Origin of the sequence: Streptomyces sp. LUP47B, assembly GCF_001746295.1 — a bacterium.
Classification (GTDB): Bacteria; Actinomycetota; Actinomycetes; order Streptomycetales; family Streptomycetaceae; genus Streptomyces.
In genome coordinates, this window is record NZ_MJAH01000002.1 from 265,123 (window position 1) to 282,744 (window position 17,622).

Annotated in this window: 15 protein-coding genes and 1 pseudogene; 9 read left to right on the plus strand and 7 right to left on the minus strand. The window is 72.0% G+C overall.

All coding sequences use genetic code 11. The features are described 5' to 3' along the window. The first annotated feature begins 68 nt into the window (after positions 1-68). From BFN33_RS07770 to BFN33_RS07790, 5 genes are all read left to right on the plus strand, one after another. Entirely contained in the window at positions 69-2,510 is a 2,442-nt protein-coding gene (locus tag BFN33_RS07770; protein WP_069759168.1) for an MMPL family transporter, read from the plus strand. A 140-nt stretch (positions 2,511-2,650) separates the two neighbouring features. Continuing rightward, the gene (locus BFN33_RS07775; RefSeq protein WP_079140714.1) at positions 2,651-4,021 is read left to right on the plus strand and encodes a sensor histidine kinase; all 1,371 of its coding nucleotides are present in this window, start codon (positions 2,651-2,653) and stop codon (positions 4,019-4,021) included. Beyond that, entirely contained in the window at positions 3,982-4,917 is a 936-nt protein-coding gene (locus BFN33_RS07780) for an SGNH/GDSL hydrolase family protein (protein ID WP_069759169.1), read from the plus strand. Before BFN33_RS07775 ends, BFN33_RS07780 begins: the two co-directional genes overlap by 40 nt. Positions 4,918-5,063: 146 nt before the next feature. Then, positions 5,064-6,374: a sensor histidine kinase gene (locus tag BFN33_RS07785; protein ID WP_069759637.1), complete on the plus strand. Its 1,311-nt coding sequence runs from the start codon at positions 5,064-5,066 to the stop codon at positions 6,372-6,374. Then, positions 6,371-7,027, plus strand: coding sequence for a response regulator transcription factor (locus BFN33_RS07790; protein WP_069759170.1), 657 nt, complete (start codon positions 6,371-6,373; stop codon positions 7,025-7,027). Before BFN33_RS07785 ends, BFN33_RS07790 begins: the two co-directional genes overlap by 4 nt. Here BFN33_RS07790 and BFN33_RS07795 read toward each other — a convergent pair. Next, the gene (locus BFN33_RS07795) at positions 6,932-7,612 is read right to left on the minus strand and encodes a DedA family protein (protein ID WP_079140716.1); all 681 of its coding nucleotides are present in this window, start codon (positions 7,610-7,612) and stop codon (positions 6,932-6,934) included. The two genes, BFN33_RS07790 and BFN33_RS07795, sit on opposite strands and share 96 nt — an antisense overlap. Further along, complete coding sequence (locus BFN33_RS07800; protein WP_069759171.1) at positions 7,609-8,340, minus strand: class I SAM-dependent methyltransferase; 732 nt, start codon at positions 8,338-8,340, stop codon at positions 7,609-7,611. Before BFN33_RS07800 ends, BFN33_RS07795 begins: the two co-directional genes overlap by 4 nt. Before the next feature lie 123 nt (positions 8,341-8,463). On the opposite strand from BFN33_RS07800, the gene BFN33_RS07805 reads away from it, so the two are divergent. Both BFN33_RS07805 and BFN33_RS07810 read left to right on the plus strand, forming a co-directional pair. Next, on the plus strand, positions 8,464-9,618 hold the full coding sequence (locus tag BFN33_RS07805; RefSeq protein ID WP_176742350.1) for a histidine kinase: 1,155 nt from the start codon (positions 8,464-8,466) through the stop codon (positions 9,616-9,618). Beyond that, positions 9,615-10,265, plus strand: coding sequence for a response regulator transcription factor (locus tag BFN33_RS07810; protein ID WP_069759172.1), 651 nt, complete (start codon positions 9,615-9,617; stop codon positions 10,263-10,265). Before BFN33_RS07805 ends, BFN33_RS07810 begins: the two co-directional genes overlap by 4 nt. 23 nt (positions 10,266-10,288) lie before the next feature. On the opposite strand, the gene BFN33_RS07815 is transcribed toward BFN33_RS07810, so the two are convergent. The 5 genes and pseudogenes from BFN33_RS07815 to BFN33_RS07830 form a co-directional block, all read right to left on the minus strand. Then, complete coding sequence (locus BFN33_RS07815) at positions 10,289-10,768, minus strand: MarR family winged helix-turn-helix transcriptional regulator (RefSeq protein WP_069759173.1); 480 nt, start codon at positions 10,766-10,768, stop codon at positions 10,289-10,291. Continuing rightward, positions 10,717-10,911 (minus strand): annotated as a pseudogene (locus tag BFN33_RS54200) (hypothetical protein); the annotation flags it as partial. The pseudogene BFN33_RS54200 and the gene BFN33_RS07815, both read right to left, overlap by 52 nt. A gap of 134 nt (positions 10,912-11,045) precedes the next feature. Beyond that, positions 11,046-12,587: an APC family permease gene (locus tag BFN33_RS07820; RefSeq protein WP_069759174.1), complete on the minus strand. Its 1,542-nt coding sequence runs from the start codon at positions 12,585-12,587 to the stop codon at positions 11,046-11,048. A 144-nt stretch (positions 12,588-12,731) separates the two neighbouring features. Beyond that, the gene (locus tag BFN33_RS07825) at positions 12,732-13,199 is read right to left on the minus strand and encodes a hypothetical protein (RefSeq protein WP_256122684.1); all 468 of its coding nucleotides are present in this window, start codon (positions 13,197-13,199) and stop codon (positions 12,732-12,734) included. Positions 13,200-14,493: 1,294 nt separating this feature from the next. Further along, positions 14,494-15,171, minus strand: a complete 678-nt coding sequence (locus BFN33_RS07830) for an ANTAR domain-containing protein (protein WP_069759175.1) — start codon at positions 15,169-15,171, stop codon at positions 14,494-14,496. A gap of 277 nt (positions 15,172-15,448) precedes the next feature. Between BFN33_RS07830 and BFN33_RS07835 the strand changes: the two genes are divergently transcribed. Together BFN33_RS07835 and BFN33_RS07840 are read left to right on the plus strand one after the other, a co-directional pair. After that, positions 15,449-16,444 (plus strand): anti-sigma factor RsbA family regulatory protein, encoded by a 996-nt coding sequence (locus BFN33_RS07835; protein ID WP_370743259.1) that lies wholly within the window; start codon positions 15,449-15,451, stop codon positions 16,442-16,444. 182 nt (positions 16,445-16,626) lie between these two features. Continuing rightward, a complete protein-coding gene (locus BFN33_RS07840; RefSeq protein WP_069759176.1) occupies positions 16,627-17,505 on the plus strand; it encodes an alpha/beta fold hydrolase in 879 nt (292 codons plus the stop codon). The last annotated feature ends 117 nt before the right edge of the window (positions 17,506-17,622 follow it).

Consider the following 17,622-nt stretch of genomic DNA (forward strand, 5'->3'; position numbering starts at 1 on the left):
TAGGTTGAGATCGCGGGTCAGTCAGGACCGGCTCACCCAATGATCTCTTCTCCTGGTGGGAGTACTCCGTGGCCACCTTCCTCTATCGGCTCGGCCGGCTGGCGTTCCGGCGACGACGGGTCGTCGTGATGCTGTGGGTCGCCGTCCTGGCCGCCATCGGCATCGGCGCCATGACTGCGCCCGGCACCTCCTCCGGGGCCCTGAGCGTTCCGGGCACCCAGTCGCAGCGGGCGATCGACCTGCTCCAGAAGGAGTTCCCGCAGGCCTCCGCCGACGGCGCCACCGCACGGGTGGTATTCGAGGCGCCCAGCGGACAGCAGCTCACCTCCGCCGCCAACAAGGCCGAGGTCGAGTCCCTGGTGGCGAAGCTGGAGAAGTCGCCGCAGGTGTCCGGCGTCACCGATCCCTTCAGCAGCGGCCTGGTCAGCAGGTCCGGCACCATCGCCTACACCCAGGTGTCCTACAAGGTCGCCCAGGCCGACGTCAGCGGCGCGGCCCACGCCGTCCAGACCGAGGTCGTCGCCCAGGGCGAGAAGGCGGGCCTGAAGGTGAGCCTGGGCGGCAACGCCGTCGAGAACAAGGCCACCAGCAAGGCGGCCGAGCTGATCGGCGTCGGGGTCGCCGCCGTCGTCCTCGTGATCACCTTCGGCTCGATGATCGCGGCCGGACTGCCCCTGCTCACCGCGATCCTCGGGGTGGCCGCGGCCGTCCTGTCCGTCACGCTCGCCACGCACTTCTTCGACCTGGCCTCGTCCTCCACGACCCTCGCGCTGATGCTGGGCCTGGCCGTCGCCATCGACTACGCCCTGTTCATCGTCTCCCGCTACCGCAACGAGATCCGCGACGGCCACGACCCCGAGGAAGCGTGCGGACGTGCCCTGGGCACCGCCGGGTCGGCGGTCGTCTTCGCCGGCCTGACCGTGATCGTCGCGCTGAGCGGCCTGAGCGTCATCGGCATCGGCATGCTCACCTCCATGGGGCTGGCCTCCGCCTTCGCCGTCGCCGTCGCCGTGATCATCGCGCTGACCCTGTTGCCCGCCGTCGTCGGCTTCGCCGGCCCGCGGATCATGAACGGCACGCTGCACACCCGCCGTATGAAGGCGCTGGAGCGCGGCGAGGGCGAGTCGATGGGCGTGCGCTGGGCGAGGTTCGTCACCCGCAACCCGGTCAAGGTGCTCGCGGTTTCGGTGGCCGGCCTCGCCCTGCTGGCCATCCCCACGATGTCCCTGAAGATGGCCCTGAACGACGACTCCGGAAAGCCCCCCGGCAGCACCCAGCGCATCGCCTACGACACCCTCAGCAAGGGCTTCGGGCCGGGCTTCAACGGACCGCTCACCGTGGTCGTCGACGCCCGCGGCAGCGACGATCCCAAGGCGGCCGCCCAGGACACGTACACCATGCTGAGCAAGCTGGACGACGTCGCGGCCGTCCGTCCCCCCTCCTTCAACCAGGCCGGCGACGTGGCCCTGCTCGGCGCCGTCCCCAAGAGCGCCCCCACCAGCGAGGCCACCAAGGACCTCGTGGGCGAGATCCGCGACCACGGCACCGCCCTGCACCAGGAATCCGGTGCCGACCTGATGGTCACCGGCCTGACCGCCGTCAACATCGACGTCAGCACCAAACTCTCCGACGCTCTCATCCCCTACCTGGCCATCGTCGTCGGCCTGGCCCTGATCCTGCTCCTGCTGGTCTTCCGGTCGATCGTGATCCCGCTCAAGGCTGCCCTGGGCTTCCTGCTCAGCGTCGTCTCGACCCTCGGGGTCCTGGTCGCGGTCTTCCAGTGGGGCTGGCTCAAGGACGTCTTCGGCGTCGACCAGACCGGGCCCATCGTCAGCCTGCTGCCCATCGTGCTGATCGGCGTGGTGTTCGGACTCGCCATGGACTACGAGGTCTTCCTCGTCTCCCGGATGCGGGAGGAGTACGTCCACGGCGCTGAACCCACGCAGGCCATCGTGGGGGGATTCCGGCACAGCGGGAGGGTGGTCACCGCGGCCGCGGTCATCATGGTCTCCGTCTTCTCCGGATTCCTCCTCGACGACGAGGCGCTGATCAAGTCGATCGGCCTGGGGCTCGCCGCCGCCGTGTTCTTCGACGCCTTCGTCGTCCGGATGACCATCGTCCCGGCGGTGATGGCCCTGCTCGGCCATCGTTCCTGGACCCTGCCGAAGTGGCTGGACCGCATCCTGCCCGACGTGGATGTGGAGGGTGAGAAACTGCGCCACGCGCTCGAGGCCGGGCAGCCGGACTCCGCGCCCGAACCCGTGCTCGCCGGTGTCACCGCAGGATCGGACGGACACAGAATCCCCCACACCTTCGGCGAGCCCCACTCGTCTGGCGCCACGGACACGCCGGTACCGGCCCGGCAGGCCGCCCCGGAGAAGACACGAGGGCTGTCCAGGCTCAAGCAACGTCTCGCACTGGGCGGCGACGCCACCGCCCCTGCCGACTCGCAGAAGTCGCAGGCGTCGGCCCGCAGGAAGCCGCTGAGGAACCCGTTGCGCAGGAGTTGACGAGAGCCGGCCGCAGCACCGGCTTCCGCACCGGCTCCTGACGTGGCGGCCGACTCTCACCGGCCGTCGTCCCCGCCCCGCCCGTCGGCCCGATCCCCCCGGGCCGGCGGGCGGCCCGACCCTGCGAAGGGCCTACCACCGTGCCCGCACCCAGCGCCCCCGCGCCCGCCCCACACCCGGGCGAACGCCAGTTCCTCCAGGCCCTGACGAGCGATCCCGAGCAGCGGGTGGTCGTCTCGGTCATCTCCCGGCTCGCCTCGTGGCGGCGGGCCGACCGGGCCCGCCCGTGGGCGAGGCGGTGGGGGGTCCCGGTGTTCTGCCTCGCGGTCGGCAGCGACGCCTACGCCAATCCCCACAACGTCGGCGACCCCCAGTTGCCGATCGTCCTCGCCTTCTGCATCCCGCTGCTGTGGCGGGAACGACGCCCCATGCTGGTCTTCGCCCTCACCACGGCCGTCTCGATCGTGTCTCTTCCTCTCGGCGTTCTGACAGGCGCCGAGTTCGCCCGGGTGATCGCCCTCTTCAACGTCGGCCGCCACTGCACCCCGCGCCGGCTGGCGGTCGCCACCGGCGTCACTCTCGTGCAACTCGTCGCATGGGCCTACTTCTTCTGGCGCGGCCGGCAACTGGAGTACGTCACGCGTCCGGAACCCATGACATTGATGGTGATGGTCACCGTGGCGGCGTTCGCGGCACTCGGGCTGCTCCTGCGGCTGGCCTACACCTACATCGACGCACTGAGGAAACAGCGTGACCAGCAGGCCCGGCTCGCCACCGCGCGGGAACGCGCCCGCGTCTCCCGCGAGATACACGACATCCTCGGCCACACCCTCGCCGTCATCGTCGGCCTCGCCGACGGCGCCGCCGCCCTCACCGAGGCCAAGCCCGAACGCGGCGCCCAGACCCTCCGCATCATCAGCGCCAGCGGCCGCGACGCCCTGTCCGAACTGCGCCGCCTGCTCGCCGTCATCGGCGACGACCACGACGGCAGGCACGGCGCGCCCCACGTCCCACTCGCCCCGCAGCCCGGCCTCGCCGACCTCGACGCGCTGCTCGACCGGGTCCGTGCCGCCGGTCCCACCGTCGCCCTGCACGCGCACGGCGACCTCACCGGCCTGGCGCCCGGACTCCAGCTGTCCGTCTACCGCATCATCCAGGAGGCCCTGACCAACACCGTCAAGTACGCCGCCCACGACACCTCGGTCCACGTCTCCATCGCCGCCGAGCCCGACACCGTGCGCCTCACCGTCGAGGACACCGGCCCGCCCCGCACCCCACGTGCCCGCCGTGGCCCGACCGGCGGCGGCCTGGGCCTGGTCGGCATGCGCGAGCGCGCCGCCCTCTACCGGGGCGAGGTCACCGCCGGCCCCAACCCGCACGGCGGCTGGACCGTCCACGCCGTCCTCATCCCCGACGCGCCGGCCAACTCCCCGCGCACGGCGAGCACCGCCACGACGACAGGAGAAAACCCATGGGACCGTATGCACGCGCAGCTCTGGCCGGGATCGTGAGCTGCGGCGTTCTGCTCACCGCCGTCCTCATCGGACGACCGGACGGCAACCACGACAGCTCCCGGGACGAGCGACCGCAGCCGGGGCCCTACGTCGCTCTCGGCGACTCCTACACCTCTGGCCCGAAGATCCCCCGGCAGACCGGGACACCACCCGGCTGCGACCGCTCCGACCACAACTACCCCGCACTGGTGGCACGCCGGCTCGGCGTAGCGACTGCCGACTTCCGTGACGTCAGTTGCAGCGGGGCCACCATCACCGCCCTCACCGCGCCGCAGAAGACGTCCAACGGCACCAACCCCGCCCAGCTCGCGGCCCTCTCGAAGCGGACGCGCCTGGTCACCCTCGGCATCGGCGGCAACGACATCGGCTTCGGCTCGACGGTCACCAAGTGCGTCACGATGGGTGCGATGTACCGCGCGACCGGCAGCGGCCGCCTCTTCTCCGACGACGCGCCCTGCGAGAAGCAGTACGTCGACGGCGGCACCGACGAAGTGACACAGAAGATCCAGGCAACCGTCCGGAAAATTTCCGCGACGCTGACCGAGATCGAACGGCGCGCGCCGAAGGCCCGGGTCTACGTCGTCGGCTATCCGGCGATCCTGCCCGCCGAAGGGAAGGGCTGCGGCGGGGAGCTGCCCCTCGCACCCGGCGACGCGAGCTACCTGCACGACAAGGGGGAGCAGCTCAACACCATGCTGCACGAGCAGGCCGAGGCCGCCGGAGCGACGTACGTCGACACCTACTCCCCGTCCGTCGGCCACGACGCCTGCTCCGCGCAGAAAACCCGCTGGATAGAGCCCCTCCAGCCCAGCAGCCCGGCCGCCGCCGTCCACCCGAACGCGCACGGCGAGCAGGGCATGGCCGATGCCGTGCTCCGCACGATCGCCTCATAGCAGTCGCGAGGATGATGAACCCACTACTGAAGTCCGGGCCCGGCAGGCCCGTCCACGCGAGACCTCTTACGATCACGGAAGAGCGATCGGTCCCGGTCGGCGCTCTGTCCCAGGCGCCGCCCGCCCGCACCGCGAAGGGCACGACCTTGACCCCCACACCGCCACCCGATTCGCGGCCCGAGCTGCCCGAGGCACTGACGAACGACGCCGAGCAGCGCGTGATCGTGTCGATCATCGCGCGGCTGTCGTCCTGGCGGTGGGCGGACCGGACTCACCCCCGGGTCCGGAGGTGGGGCGTACCGCTGTTGTGCGCCGCTCTGGGACTGCCGTCGGTACTCCATCCCGTCGGCGGATCCGGGATCGCCGACGAGCTGGTCCTCACCGTCGCCGTGGCCGTTCCGCTTCTGTGGCGGGAGCGCAGACCCATGCTGGTCTTCGCGCTCATCACCGCCACCGCCGTGCTGATGGAGTCCACCGGGTCCCTCCACGGCGCCAACGCCAGTGCCGACGTCTCCCGCATCGTGGCCCTGTTCAACGTCGGCCGCTTCGCCACCCCCGGCCAGCTGCTCATCGCCGTCGTCATCTCCCTCATGGAGCTGGTCGCCTGGGCCGCCACACTCTGGAGCAACGGTCAGCTGCAGTACGCCACACGGCCCGAAATCCTCATACTGCTGGGGGTGGTGACGGTGACGGCCATCGCCGGCCTCGGCCTCGCCACCCGCCTGGTCAACGTCGTCATCGCCGCCCTGCAGAAAGAGAAGGACCAGCAGGCCCGCCTCGCCGTCGCCCAGGAACGCGCACGCGTCTCCCAGGAGATGCACGACATCCTCGGCCACACCCTCGCCGTGATCGTCGGCCTCGCCGACGGCGCCGCGGGCCTGACCGAGGCGAAGCCGCACCGCGGTGCCGAGACCCTGCGGATCATCGCCGGCAGCGGCCGCAGCGCCCTCGCCGAACTGCGCCGCCTCCTCGCCGTCATCGGCGACGAGACCGACCGGCCGCACGATGCCCCGCTCGCCCCGCAGCCCGGCCTGGCCGACCTCGATCCGCTGATCGAACGGGTCCGCGCGGCAGGCACGGCCGTCACTCTCAGCACCGACGGCGACCTCACCGCACCGGCCCCGGGTCTCCAGCTCGCCGTCTACCGCATCGTCCAGGAAGCCCTCACCAACACCCTCAAGTACGCCGCCTCCGACACCTTGGTCAGCGTCCGGGTGTCCGTCGGTTCCGACACGGTCCAGGTCGATGTCGAGGACACCGGCCCCCCGCGCACACCCCGGGCCCGCAGACGGGGCATCGGAAGCGGCCGCGGTCTGGTCGGTATGCGCGAGCGTGCGGCCATCTACCAGGGCCGGGTCACCGCCGGGCCCAACCGCGAGGGCGGCTGGAGCGTCCACGCCCGTCTCCTGACCGCCCCGCCCGTCAGAACGACCACAACGGAGAACCCGCGCACATGACCACCGTGCTCATCGTCGACGACCAGGCTCTGCAACGCCTCGGCTTCAGCATGCTCCTGGAACAGCACCCCGATCTCACCCTCATCGGTGAGGCCACCCATGGCGCCGAAGCCGTCCGCAAGACCGCCGAGCTCAAGCCCGATGTCGTCCTCATGGACGTCCGCATGCCCGGCATGGACGGCATCGAGGCCACCAGACGCATCGTCGAGTCCGGCGGCCGCTCCCGCATCCTGGTCCTGACCACCTTCGACCTCGACGAATACGCCTACGACGCCCTGCGGGCCGGAGCCTCCGGGTTCCTGCTGAAGGACGCCATGCCCGACGAGCTCGTCGCCGGAATCCGCGCCGTGGCCGCCGGGGACGCCGTCATCTCGCCCGGTCTGACCCGCAAGCTCATCGATGCCTTCGGCAGCCGTCTGCCGGGCCACACGCCCGAACAGCAACGTCAGCTGGCCCGCCTCACCAACCGCGAACGCGAGGTACTCACCGCCATGGCGACCGGCTGGAGCAACACCGAGATCGCCGAACGCCTCTCCCTCGCCGAGTCCACCGTCAAGTCACACGTGAGCAGCATCCTCACCAAGATCGGGGTCCGGGACCGGGTCCAAGCGGTGATCTTCGCCTTCGACACCGGCCTCGTCCGACCTGCCTGACCATGCTCGCCACAGCAGGGCGCCCCCGATCACCACCAGCGCGGCCAGGGCGAGGGCCGGGCCGCCCAGGGTGAGGACGCGCTGGAGAGAGGTCGCGGCGGCATATCCGACACCTGCTTCCGCGGTGGCCCATACACAGGCGGCGACGGCGCTGTACGGGGCGATGCGGCGGTAGGGCAGCCGGGTGGCGCCCGCGGAGTGCGGGGCGAGGGTGCGCACCACGGGCAGGAAGCGGGCCAGGAAGACCGCCCGGCCGCCGTGGCGCGTCATCAGCGTCTCGGCCTGGTGCCAGGCGGCGCCCGGTATCCGACGGCCCATCCGGCCTTGGCGCAGCCGGTCACCGAGGAACCTGCCGGTGCGGTGGGCGAGGAAGTCGCCCGCCACCACCGCTCCGGCCGCGGCGGCGATGACGAGAAGAAGGCTAAGGGGGCCGGTGCGGGCCAGTGCGCCGGCGGTCAGGAGCAGGGTCAGCGTGGGGATGAAAGCGCCGACGAGAAGGATCGACTCGGCCAGGACGGCGGCGGCCACCACCGCGTACGCCGCGGTCGGCGAGAGGTGGCCGAGGATGTCGGACAGCGCGTTCACGGCCTCGTCCCGTCGAACTGCGGCTCGGGGCGGGGGTGCTCCGCGGAGAGGAGGGGACGTTGCAGGTGCCAGACGCAGGCTGGGGGCAGGTTGGCCCATACCGTCCAGCGGCCCGTGGCGTACGTTCGCTGGTAGGCGGCCATGATCTCGTCGACGGCGGCGTGCCGGCGGGCCTCGGCTCGCGATGCCGCCAGGGCGCGGGCCCTGCGGGTGCCGAGGTAGGCGAAGTAGGTCAGCGTGCCGCCGGGGTGGAGGAGCTCCAGGTAGCGGTCCATGATGCGCTCGACCTGCACGGGCGTGAAGTTGGTCAGCGGCAGCCCCGAGACGATGACGTCGTAGCGCTGGTCGGTGTCGAGCTGCTCGACGTAGGTCTGATGCACGGTCACTTGTGCAGGCCTGGCCGCCAGGTGTGGGTGCGTGGTGACGAGGTGGCGCAGTCGCGCGGCGAAACGGGGGTTGGCCTCGACGATGTCCAGGCGGCTGCCGCGGGACAGCTGGGGGATCAGGGCCCGGGTGACGGGACCGGTGCCGGCCCCGGCTTCCAGGACCGCCAGCGGGCGGGGCGCCTGAGTCCGTACCGGTTCGGTGAGCGCGCGGGCCAGGGCCGTGCCGCTGGGGGCTATGGCACCCGTGGTGCGCAGATCACGGGCCGCTTCGATCAGGAACATCCAGCCTTCGGCGTTGCGCTGCGCCAGGACACGGTCGTGGGAGGTGGTCCAGTCGTTCATGGAATCGACGCTAGAAAGCCGCGTTCAGTATCGGATCCGTCGTTCTGTGACGGCGTGCCCCTACGAAAGTAGGGGGTGAGCGTCGTCGATCGCCGGACGGAACCGCACACCGGTCTGCCTAGCATGGGCCCGGTGAGCAGCAGAGGAGGCCGCAGGTGGCCGGCCTACGGACGGGGCGCACTCGTGGCGCTGTGCGTAGTGGCCGCTGCGCTGAACGACATGTCGTTCGAAGGGCGCCACCCGGCTGCCGTCATCACGGCGGCGCTGGTGTGCGGAGCGGCCCTGCTCGTGCCCCGGCTGCGATGGCCGGTCGCGCCGCTGCTGGTCACCGTGGCCACGGCGTGGTGGGGATGGCCGTTACTGCCGCTGCTCGCGGTCGCCCTGTTCGACCTGGCCGTGGATCGCCGGGCGCGGGTGGCGGTGGGATGTGCCGTCGCCGCCCTGGGCGCCAACCTGATCGGTTACCGGGCCACCTCCCTGTGGACGGCGCAGTCCTACGCGTCCACGCTGCTGCTACCGGTGCTGGCCGTGCTCGTCGGGCTGTGGTGGGGTGGCCGGCGCCGTCTGGTCCAGGCACTGGCGGCGGACGTCGAGCACCTGCGTGTCGAGTCGCAGCTGCGTGAGGAAGCGGCCCGCATCGCGGAACGGTCCCGTATCGCCGCCGAGATGCACGACGTCCTGGCCCACCGCCTGAGCCTGATCGCCCTGCACACCGGCGTGCTGGCCACGAAGGGCGACACGCTGCCTGCACCGGTGGTCGAACGACTCGGCCTGCTGCGCACGGCGTCCGTCGAAGCCCTCACCGATCTGCGCGACGTACTCGGTGTGCTGCGCGACTCCGACGCCACGCCGGCCGGCGCCGCGCCCACGCCGGTGATGAGGGACGTGGGGGAACTGGCGGACGAGGCCCGCGCCGCCGGCCAGCACGTCGAGCTGATCACCGACGGCCATCCCGAGCAGGCTCCCACCACCCACCGCTTGGCCGTGCACCGCGTCGTCCAGGAGGCACTGACCAACGCCCGCAAGCACGCCGACGGTGCTCCGGTGACCGTACGCATCGACTACCGGCCGCCCGCCACCCTCGTCGAGGTCACCAACCCTGCCGGCACTCCCCGCACGGACACCGTCGGCAGTGGTTACGGACTTGTCGGCCTGCGCGAACGCGTCACCACCCTCGGCGGCCGCCTGAACGCCGGACCGGCCGGCGCGGGCGCGTGGCGCGTGGCCGCCCGCATCCCCCACCCCCTCGTCATCGAACAGAACGGCACCCCCACATGATCCGCGCCATGATCGTCGACGATGACGCCCTGGTCCGCCTCGGCCTGACGGACCTCCTTGAAGGCGACCCCGGCATCAAGGTCGTAGCCCAGGCGGCCGACGGTCTGCAGGCCGTCGAGCAGGCCACCGCTCACCGCATCGACGTCGCCCTCGTCGACGTTCGCATGCCACGCATGGACGGCATCACCGCCACGGCCCGGCTGCGGGCCCTGCCGCATCCCCCGAAGGTGATCACCCTCACCACGTTCGACCTCGACGAATACGTCTACGACGCCCTTGCCGCCGGAGCCGACGGGTTCCTCCTCAAGGACACCGACCCCGCCGAAATGCTGCGTGCCGTCCACCTGGTGGCCGCCGGGTCCGCCATGCTCCACCCCACCGCGGCCCGCCGCCTCATCGACCGCTACCACGCCACGAACCAGCCCCAAGTCACAGCGGCCCAGGCCCGGTTGGAGCGGCTCACCCCCCGCGAACGGGACGTACTCGCCCTGCTCGCCCAGGGCGACACCAACGCCGACATCGCCACCCGCCTCACCATGCGCGAGAGCACCGTCAAGGCTCACGTGAGCCGCATCCTGACCGCGCTGGCGGTCACCAACCGCGTCCAGGCAGCACTGGTGGCCCGCGACGCCGGCCTCACCACCTGACCGGGACGGCAGCACCGGGGGAGTTACTCGGACTCTTCCTGCGGTAGCTCGCGGCTGTTGATCGCGTCGGTGATGGCGTAGGCGGTGCGGACGAAGGACTCCGCCTCCTGCGCAGACAGGTTCTGTGCCGAGGTCTCCTCCAGGGCCTGCCACATGGCCGCGATGGGCTCGCGCAGGGCACGGCCCTTGTCGGTGAGGTGGACGACCATGACACGCCGGTCGTGTGCGGCCGGCTCGCGCACCAGCAGGCCGGCGTCCTGCATGCGGCGCAGGGACTTGGAGACGGTGGAGTGGTCCAGGCCGACGCTTTCGAGCAGCTCGGACTGGGTCTGGCCGTCCCGGTCGAGGAGTTGCATCAGCAGCAGTTCCTGTCCGGGATGCAGGTCCATCTCGCGGAGCATGGCGGCGGCGCGGGCTCGATGTGCGCGGGCGAGCTGGAAGATCGCGTAGCTCATCGGCCCCTCGCCGGCCGTGGAGGGGGTGCGGTGTGTGGGGGCGGGCATGATGCGGTTCCTCGGACGGTGTGGGTGGGGTAGTCGGTGTAGCCGGCCACTCCGCCGCCGTAGAAGGTCGCCGGGTCGGGGGTGTTCAGCGGCGCGTCAGAGCGTAGCCGCTCAACCAGATCCGGGTGGGGGAGGGCGAGGGCGCGCCGACCAGCCCCGGCACCTCATCGCCCACCTTCACGTCCGGCCTGCCCTGATCCCCGCTTGGCGGGCCGGATGTTCATGACGACTTGGCGGATCACGGTCGTCCATGGCATGCGTCATCCGCCGGCGTTCGTCACGTCCGCGCCGCGGCCGCCTCGGCCTCCGCCCTGCGCGTCGGTGCGCCCAGCGCCCAGAACAGGACGCCGAGGAGGATGAATCCGAGCAGCGGGAGCCCCTCCGTCAGGAGGTACTTGACGCGTTCGTGGTGGCTCCAGCCGTCCGGTGCGTAGTCCGGGCCGAACCACCCGTCACCGGCGCCCGGGGCGACCAACTGGATGCAGGCGAACAGGACGAGCGCGGTCAGGACGATGCTGATGGCGAGCGGGGCGGGCGCCCTGTAGGGGCGCGGCACCCCCGGCGCCTTCCGGCGCAGTACCGCGAGCGCCGGGAAGATGCCCAGGTAGCTGACCAGGGTGGTGGAGACGGCCAGACCCAGGACCGCGCCGAAGAGTTTCGCCGCGCTGCCGTTGGTGAGTTCGTGGGCCAGGACCAGGACGGCCGTGGAGACCACCCCGCTGAGGACGTTGACGCGGACCGGGGTGCCGAAGCGGCTGGAGATCACGCCGAGGAAGCGCGGGGCCGCGCCGTCGTAGCCGGAGACGGCGAGGGCGCGGTCGGAGCCCATCACCCAGGTCACGCCCGAGGACAGCACGGTGAGGATGAACAGGACCGCGGCCAGGTCCCCGAGCACGCTCCCGGCGCCGCTGAGGGTGGCGGTGCCGTCGCCGGCGACATGGCCGCCGTAGACCGTGAAGACCTGGCGGATGGCGTCGATGAACCCGCCGAGACCGCTGATGGCGTTGACGGGCAGCACGAGCAGGATGCCGAGGATCGGCAGGGCGTAGAGGAGCACGGAGAGGGCGGCGCTGCGGAAGACGGCGTACGGCACGTCCTTCTGGGCGTCGGTCATCTCGTCGCCCGCGGTGCTGGGCAGTTCGAAGCCCACGTAGTTGAACATCAGGACGGGCACCAGGCCGACGAAGCCCGCGTACGTGGGGGAGAAGTCACCGAGTCCGAATCCGTGCAGACCGTGCCGGACGCCGTAGACGACGACCGTGGCGGTGAACAGGCCGAGCAGGAGGAAGCGGCTCCACGCGCCTACGGTGGGGATCCACTTGCCGACGTCGAAGGAGAGGATCGCGGCGAGGACCCCGATCCAGACGAAGGCCAGGGTGAAGACGTAGAAGGCCGCGGTGCCCAGGTCCTTGCCGTCGTTGAAGAAGGTCGTGTACGCGGTGACCGCGGAGACGGAGAGGGTGCCGCCGAGCCAGACCGGATTGGTGATCCAGTAGAGGAAGTTGTTGACCGCGCCGGCCAGGCGGCCGAAGGCGCGGCTGGTCCAGATGTAGGGGCCGCCCTCCTCGGGGAACGCGGCGCCGAGCTCGGCCGTCAGCAGGGCCGAGGGGACGAAGAACACGGCGGCCAGCACGATGAGCCAGGTGAACGCCTCAGCGCCGGAGGAGGCCACCGTGCCGATGGTGTCCACGCCCACGATGGTGCACAGCAGGAAGAAGAGGATGTCGAAGCGGCCGAAGTGCTTGCGCAGCTTCTGGCGTTCCGAGTGGGCTGCCGGCGGCGCGTCCGCGGGCTCTGAGGTTATGGGGCCAGCGGTCACCAGGGGCTCCTGCCGATGAGCGGTACAGGCGGAATTCGGCCAATGATCGACGCCGCCGCACATGCTCACAAGCGTTCATTGGGAACTCTTGACCGGGTATTGCCGAAAACGACAGGAATACGTCGGCTGTGAAGAGAGTGCGCTTCAGGTGTCGCGGAGCTCCGCGCGCAGAAAGTCGCGCAGCCGGCGCAGGTCGTCCGCGGGGCGGCCCAGTCCGTTGAGGCGCAGCCGGGCCGCCTCGGTGCGGTCGACGGGGCGGACGGTGAAGGCCAGGTTCATCGAGGCGCGCAGCATCCACAGGTCGTAGGCGAGCAGCCGGGCCGCGTGCGCCTGCGCCGCCACCAGGTCCGGGTCGGTGGACCCCAGATCCTGAAGCCGGGTGCGCAGCCGGTGCAGGGCGATGCTCTGCTGCCCGCAGTCCCGTGCCGTGCCGCGTGACACCGGACCGGGTTCGCCGCACGCGGCCACCGCCTCGTCGGCCGGAGTCTGTGCGGCCACGGCCTCGTCCAGAACCGCGACGAGCGCCCGCAACTGGTCCGACCGCGAGGGGCGGACGGGGGCCGGGCGGCGGCGCGTGCGCGGGAGTGGTCGTACCGCAGCGAGCAGTTGCACGGGAGCGAGCCAACCCGGGGCGCCGAGCCGCCGTACGGCAGCGAGCCACCGTCGGCCCGCGCTCCGTCGCATGACCCCGAGCCGCCGTCGGCCCCCGAGCCGCCCTATGACCGCGCGCCACCGTGGGGCACCGAGCCGCCGTGGCGCGGGCGCATCCGTAGTTGTGCCTGTGCGCATGGCCCCTCCTGGCGTCCGTGGCGTCTGTGGCGGCTCCCCCGGCTGGGGCCGCGGCCCGTCGCGACCGGGTGGTCCCGACGCCGGTGTGCCGCGGGCGGCGGGGCCCTGCGACCGCGACCTTCCGCGCCTGGCCGGTGGGGTCTGTGTCACCGCCGCCCGGGCCCGTCGCCAGGTTCTCGCGGGCGCGGAGACCGGGCCCCGCCCGTCGCCCGCGGCAGCCCCGGGCCGCGGAATTGGCGACGCCGTGGTGGTCCCGGCGCCGGTGTATGCCGTGGGCGGCAGGTCCCGTGACCGCGAGGTTGCGGGCTCGGTCGGTGGGGCCTGCTCGACCGTGGGACCCAGGCTGCGGGTCCCGTGAACGCGACGTTCCCAGCGCGGCCGATGAGGCCTGCGCCACCGCGGAACGGGCCCCGTCGGCAGGGTCTCGCGGCCGCGGAGAACCGGGCCCCGACCGTCGCGCCCCTCCAGTGTGCGCCTGTGCGCGGCCGGGTGTCTCCGTGCGTCCCGTCGGGCAAGGCTTGATCGGGTGTTCTCAGGGGTAGTTGTCCTCCCCCGGGAGTAGCGGAAGGCGGTGCGGTCGTCCCGGGGAGGCAGGGCAGGTGCCTCCGTGGGCACGATGTGCGGGCGGGTCTCGGGGACGAGGCTGGTTCGTGTCGGGGAACAGGAAACAATGCCCGAGGAGGGCGCCATGAACCGCCAGATCCGCGTTCGCGTCAGCCGTCGGCCCTCGTCCTCCCGTGACACCCGGCAGCCCGAGATCGACCGCAGGACACCGTCGGGACGCCTGCTGCCGTACTGACACCGGTCCGGCCGACTCCCGACCTGGATCCCGCCGACCGGCGACCGCAGGACACCGTCGGGACGGCTGCTGCCGTATTGGCACCGGTCCGGCCGACTCCCGACCTGGATCCCGCCGACCGGCGACCGCAGGACACCGTCGGGACGCCTGCTGCCGTACTGACACCGGTCCGGCCGACTCCCGACCTGGATCCCGCCGACCGTCGCGCCGATCACGCCGTACGACGTGATCGGCGCCCCGTCCTTCTCCACCGGCCGCAGCTCCACGCCCGGCAGCGGTGCGCCCACGCTCCCGGCTCGTCGGCCCGCTCCTCGGCGCTCAGTTCAGACACCGCTCGATCGCCGTCCGCAGCGCCTGCCGCAGCTCCGGCGACGGCAGCGGGCCACCGCCCCCGCCCCCGGCCTCTGCCGTGACCACGGCCGCGACCTCGCGCAGCTTGGTGTTGGAGAGCTGGGAGGCCTCCCGCAGGACGTCCCACGCCTGGTCCGGGGAGCAGGAACAGGCGGCCATCAGAACCCCTCGCGCCTGGTCGATGACCGGGCGGGTGACGATCGCGTGCCGAAGCTGCTCGACCTCCGTGCGCAGCAGGTCCAGTTGTTCCGCGCGCTCCATGACCACCGCGGCGGGGACGGGCTCGCGATGGGTCCCGGGGCCGTGCAGCGGATCGTCGGGATCCAGACCGGCCATCTCCAGAATGCGGCGCGGCTGGTCGTTCCAGCCGGTTGCCGTCACCTGTATCCGACGGCGGCGGCCGTAGGTGTCGAGGACCTCCAGGAGCTGCAGTCCAGTCGTGTCCATGAAGGCGACGCCGGTCATGTCCAGGTCGACGCGTTCGGTGCCGTCCGGCAGCCGCGCCAGGGCCCCGGCCAGGGTGTCTGCAGAGCCGTGGATCAGGTCGCCGCGGAGGACGAGCACGGCCCTGCCCCCCTCCACGCCGACGTCGATGGTCAGGTTGTCCAGTCGCCCTGCGAGCGATGTGTGTGCCGCTGAGCTCATGTCCGCCTCGCTGCTCCCCACAGTCGTCACGACGTTGAGTCACCGATCGCCACCGGCTCCCGGCCCGGTCCGAGGGTGTGGCCGCGCGGGACCCGGCGGTGCTGGAATGCGCCTGCCCGGCGCGTCGGGGAGTACACCCGGCGCATCGGGGAGTGACAGGCGCTTCCCCGGGGTAAACGCGGTCTCGTCCAGGTAGTGGCGGAGAGACGTTTCTGGCGGGGAGACGTATCGAAGGGAAGACAGCCCGGTCGGGAGAGTGGAAAGCAGGTGTGGACATATGGCCCGAGACGCCCCGGCGCCGCCTTCCGGTGAGCGGGAGCGCGGTGACGACGCCGTGAACGCCGTGGCCGGGACCGCGGGGCCGTTCGCGCATCCCGCGCTCTTCTACCGCGACGAGCGGGAGTACCTCGCCGGTGTGGTGCCGTTCGTACGCAAGGCGCTCGCCGCCGGGGAACCGGTGGCCGTGGCCGTGCCCACCGAGAACCTGCGGCTGCTGAAGGCGGAGATCGGCCCCGGGGAGCCCGTACGGTTCCTCGACATGCGGGAGGCCGGGCGCAACCCCGGCCGGATCATCCCGGGGGTGCTGCGCGCCTTCGCCGACGCCCAGCCGCCGGGTACCCGGGTGCGGATCGTCGGCGAACCGATCTGGGCCGGCCGCTCGGCCACCGAATACCCCGCCTGCGTCCAGCACGAGGCGCTGATCAACGCCGCCTTCCAGGGCCGCGAGGTCACCATCCTGTGCCCGTACGACACCCGGCGCCTCGCCCCGCAGGCCGTCGCCGACGCCTACGCCACCCACCCCGTGGTCCTCGACGCCGGCTCCGGCCGGGAGGAGCAGAGCGGACGGTACGACTTCGAGGCCGTGCACGCCCGCTACAACGCACCGCTGCCGCCGGCCCCGGACGTGCCGGCCCACGCCTTCGTCGCCGATGTGCTCGGCGAGATCCGGCACTTCGCCACCGACGCGGCCGCGCGGTTCGGGCTCGCGCGGCCCCGGCTCGACGACCTGGCGCTGGCCGTCGCCGAACTGACCACCAACAGCGTGGTGCACGGCGGCGGTTCGGGCCTGCTGCGGATGTGGACCGAGGACGGGCGCGTGGTGTGCGAGGTCCGCGACCGGGGACACCTCACCGACCTGCTGGCGGGCCGCCGGCCGCCCTCGCGGGACCAGCACGGCGGCCGTGGCCTGCTCATGGTCAACCTCGTCGCCGACCTCGTGCGGGTGCACACCGGGCCGGGGGGCTCCACGGTCCGCTGCTGGTTCGCCCTCTGAGAGGGCGTGACCCGCGAGCCACGGGCGCCGGTTGAGGCGAGTCCTCGCCCTGATGGCCGAACTGCGCCGGTCCACGCGGCCCCGGCCCCGTTTGACCTGCGTATTCGTTTCGCCGTACCCCCGCGTGGGCAGGGTTCGGGCAGCGTGGCCCGGTCAAGGCCTCGGGTGGGGGGAGCGCGGCGGTGCCCGACCATGTGCGTACGGCGGACGGACGACGGTTACGGGTGGAGGTCTCGGGGGATCCGCATGGACGCCCCGTGTTCCTCCTGCACGGCATGCCCGGCAGCCGGGTGGGGCCGAAACCCCGCTCGATGTTCCTCCACCAGCGCGGCGCCCGCCTCATCAGCTACGACCGCCCGGGGTACGGCGGTTCGGACCGTATGCCGCGCCGCCGGGTGGCGGACGTGGCCCAGGACGTCGCCGATGTGGCCGACGCCCTGGAACTGGATCGGTTCGCAGTGGCGGGCCGCTCTGCCGGAGCCCCGCACGCCCTGGCCTGCGCCGCGCTGCTGCCCGACCGGGTGACCAGGGCGGCGGCGATGGTGGGCTGGGCCCCGCGCGACGCGGAGGGCCTGGACTGGTACGCGGGGATGGCGCCGTCCAACGTCGCCGCCCTGAGCGCGGCCGCCACCGACCCCGAGCGTTTCGCCGCCGGGATCATTCCGCGCTCCGCCGCCATCCGCAGTGATCCGGCGCGCCTGCTGGAGGAGCTGCGCGAGGACCTCACCGCCGACGACCGGCTGATCGTCTCGGACAACACCATCCGCTCGATGCTGCTGCGCAACTACCGCGAGGCGCTGCGGACTTCACCGTACGGCTGGATCGATGACGCTCTGGCCCTCACCGCGTCCTGGGGCTTCGACCCGGCGCGGATCAAGGTGCCGGTGCTGCTGTGGCACGGCAAGGACGACGCCTTCTCCCCGGCCTCGCACGCCTCCTGGCTCGCCGACCGCATCCCGCGTGCCACGGCCGTCCTGGAACCCACGGCAGCGCACTTCGCCGCCCTGCGCGCCCTACCCGCCGTACTGGACTGGCTGCTCGCCGAAGCGCGGAAGAACTGACGCACGCAGCCGCGCGGACTGGCGGACGCGCGGACGAAAGGGCGGGCCGGCCGAGGCGCGGGCGGATGGGCCGGCAGACTGGTGGGCGCGCGGCCGGGCTCGCAGAGGAGCGCATGG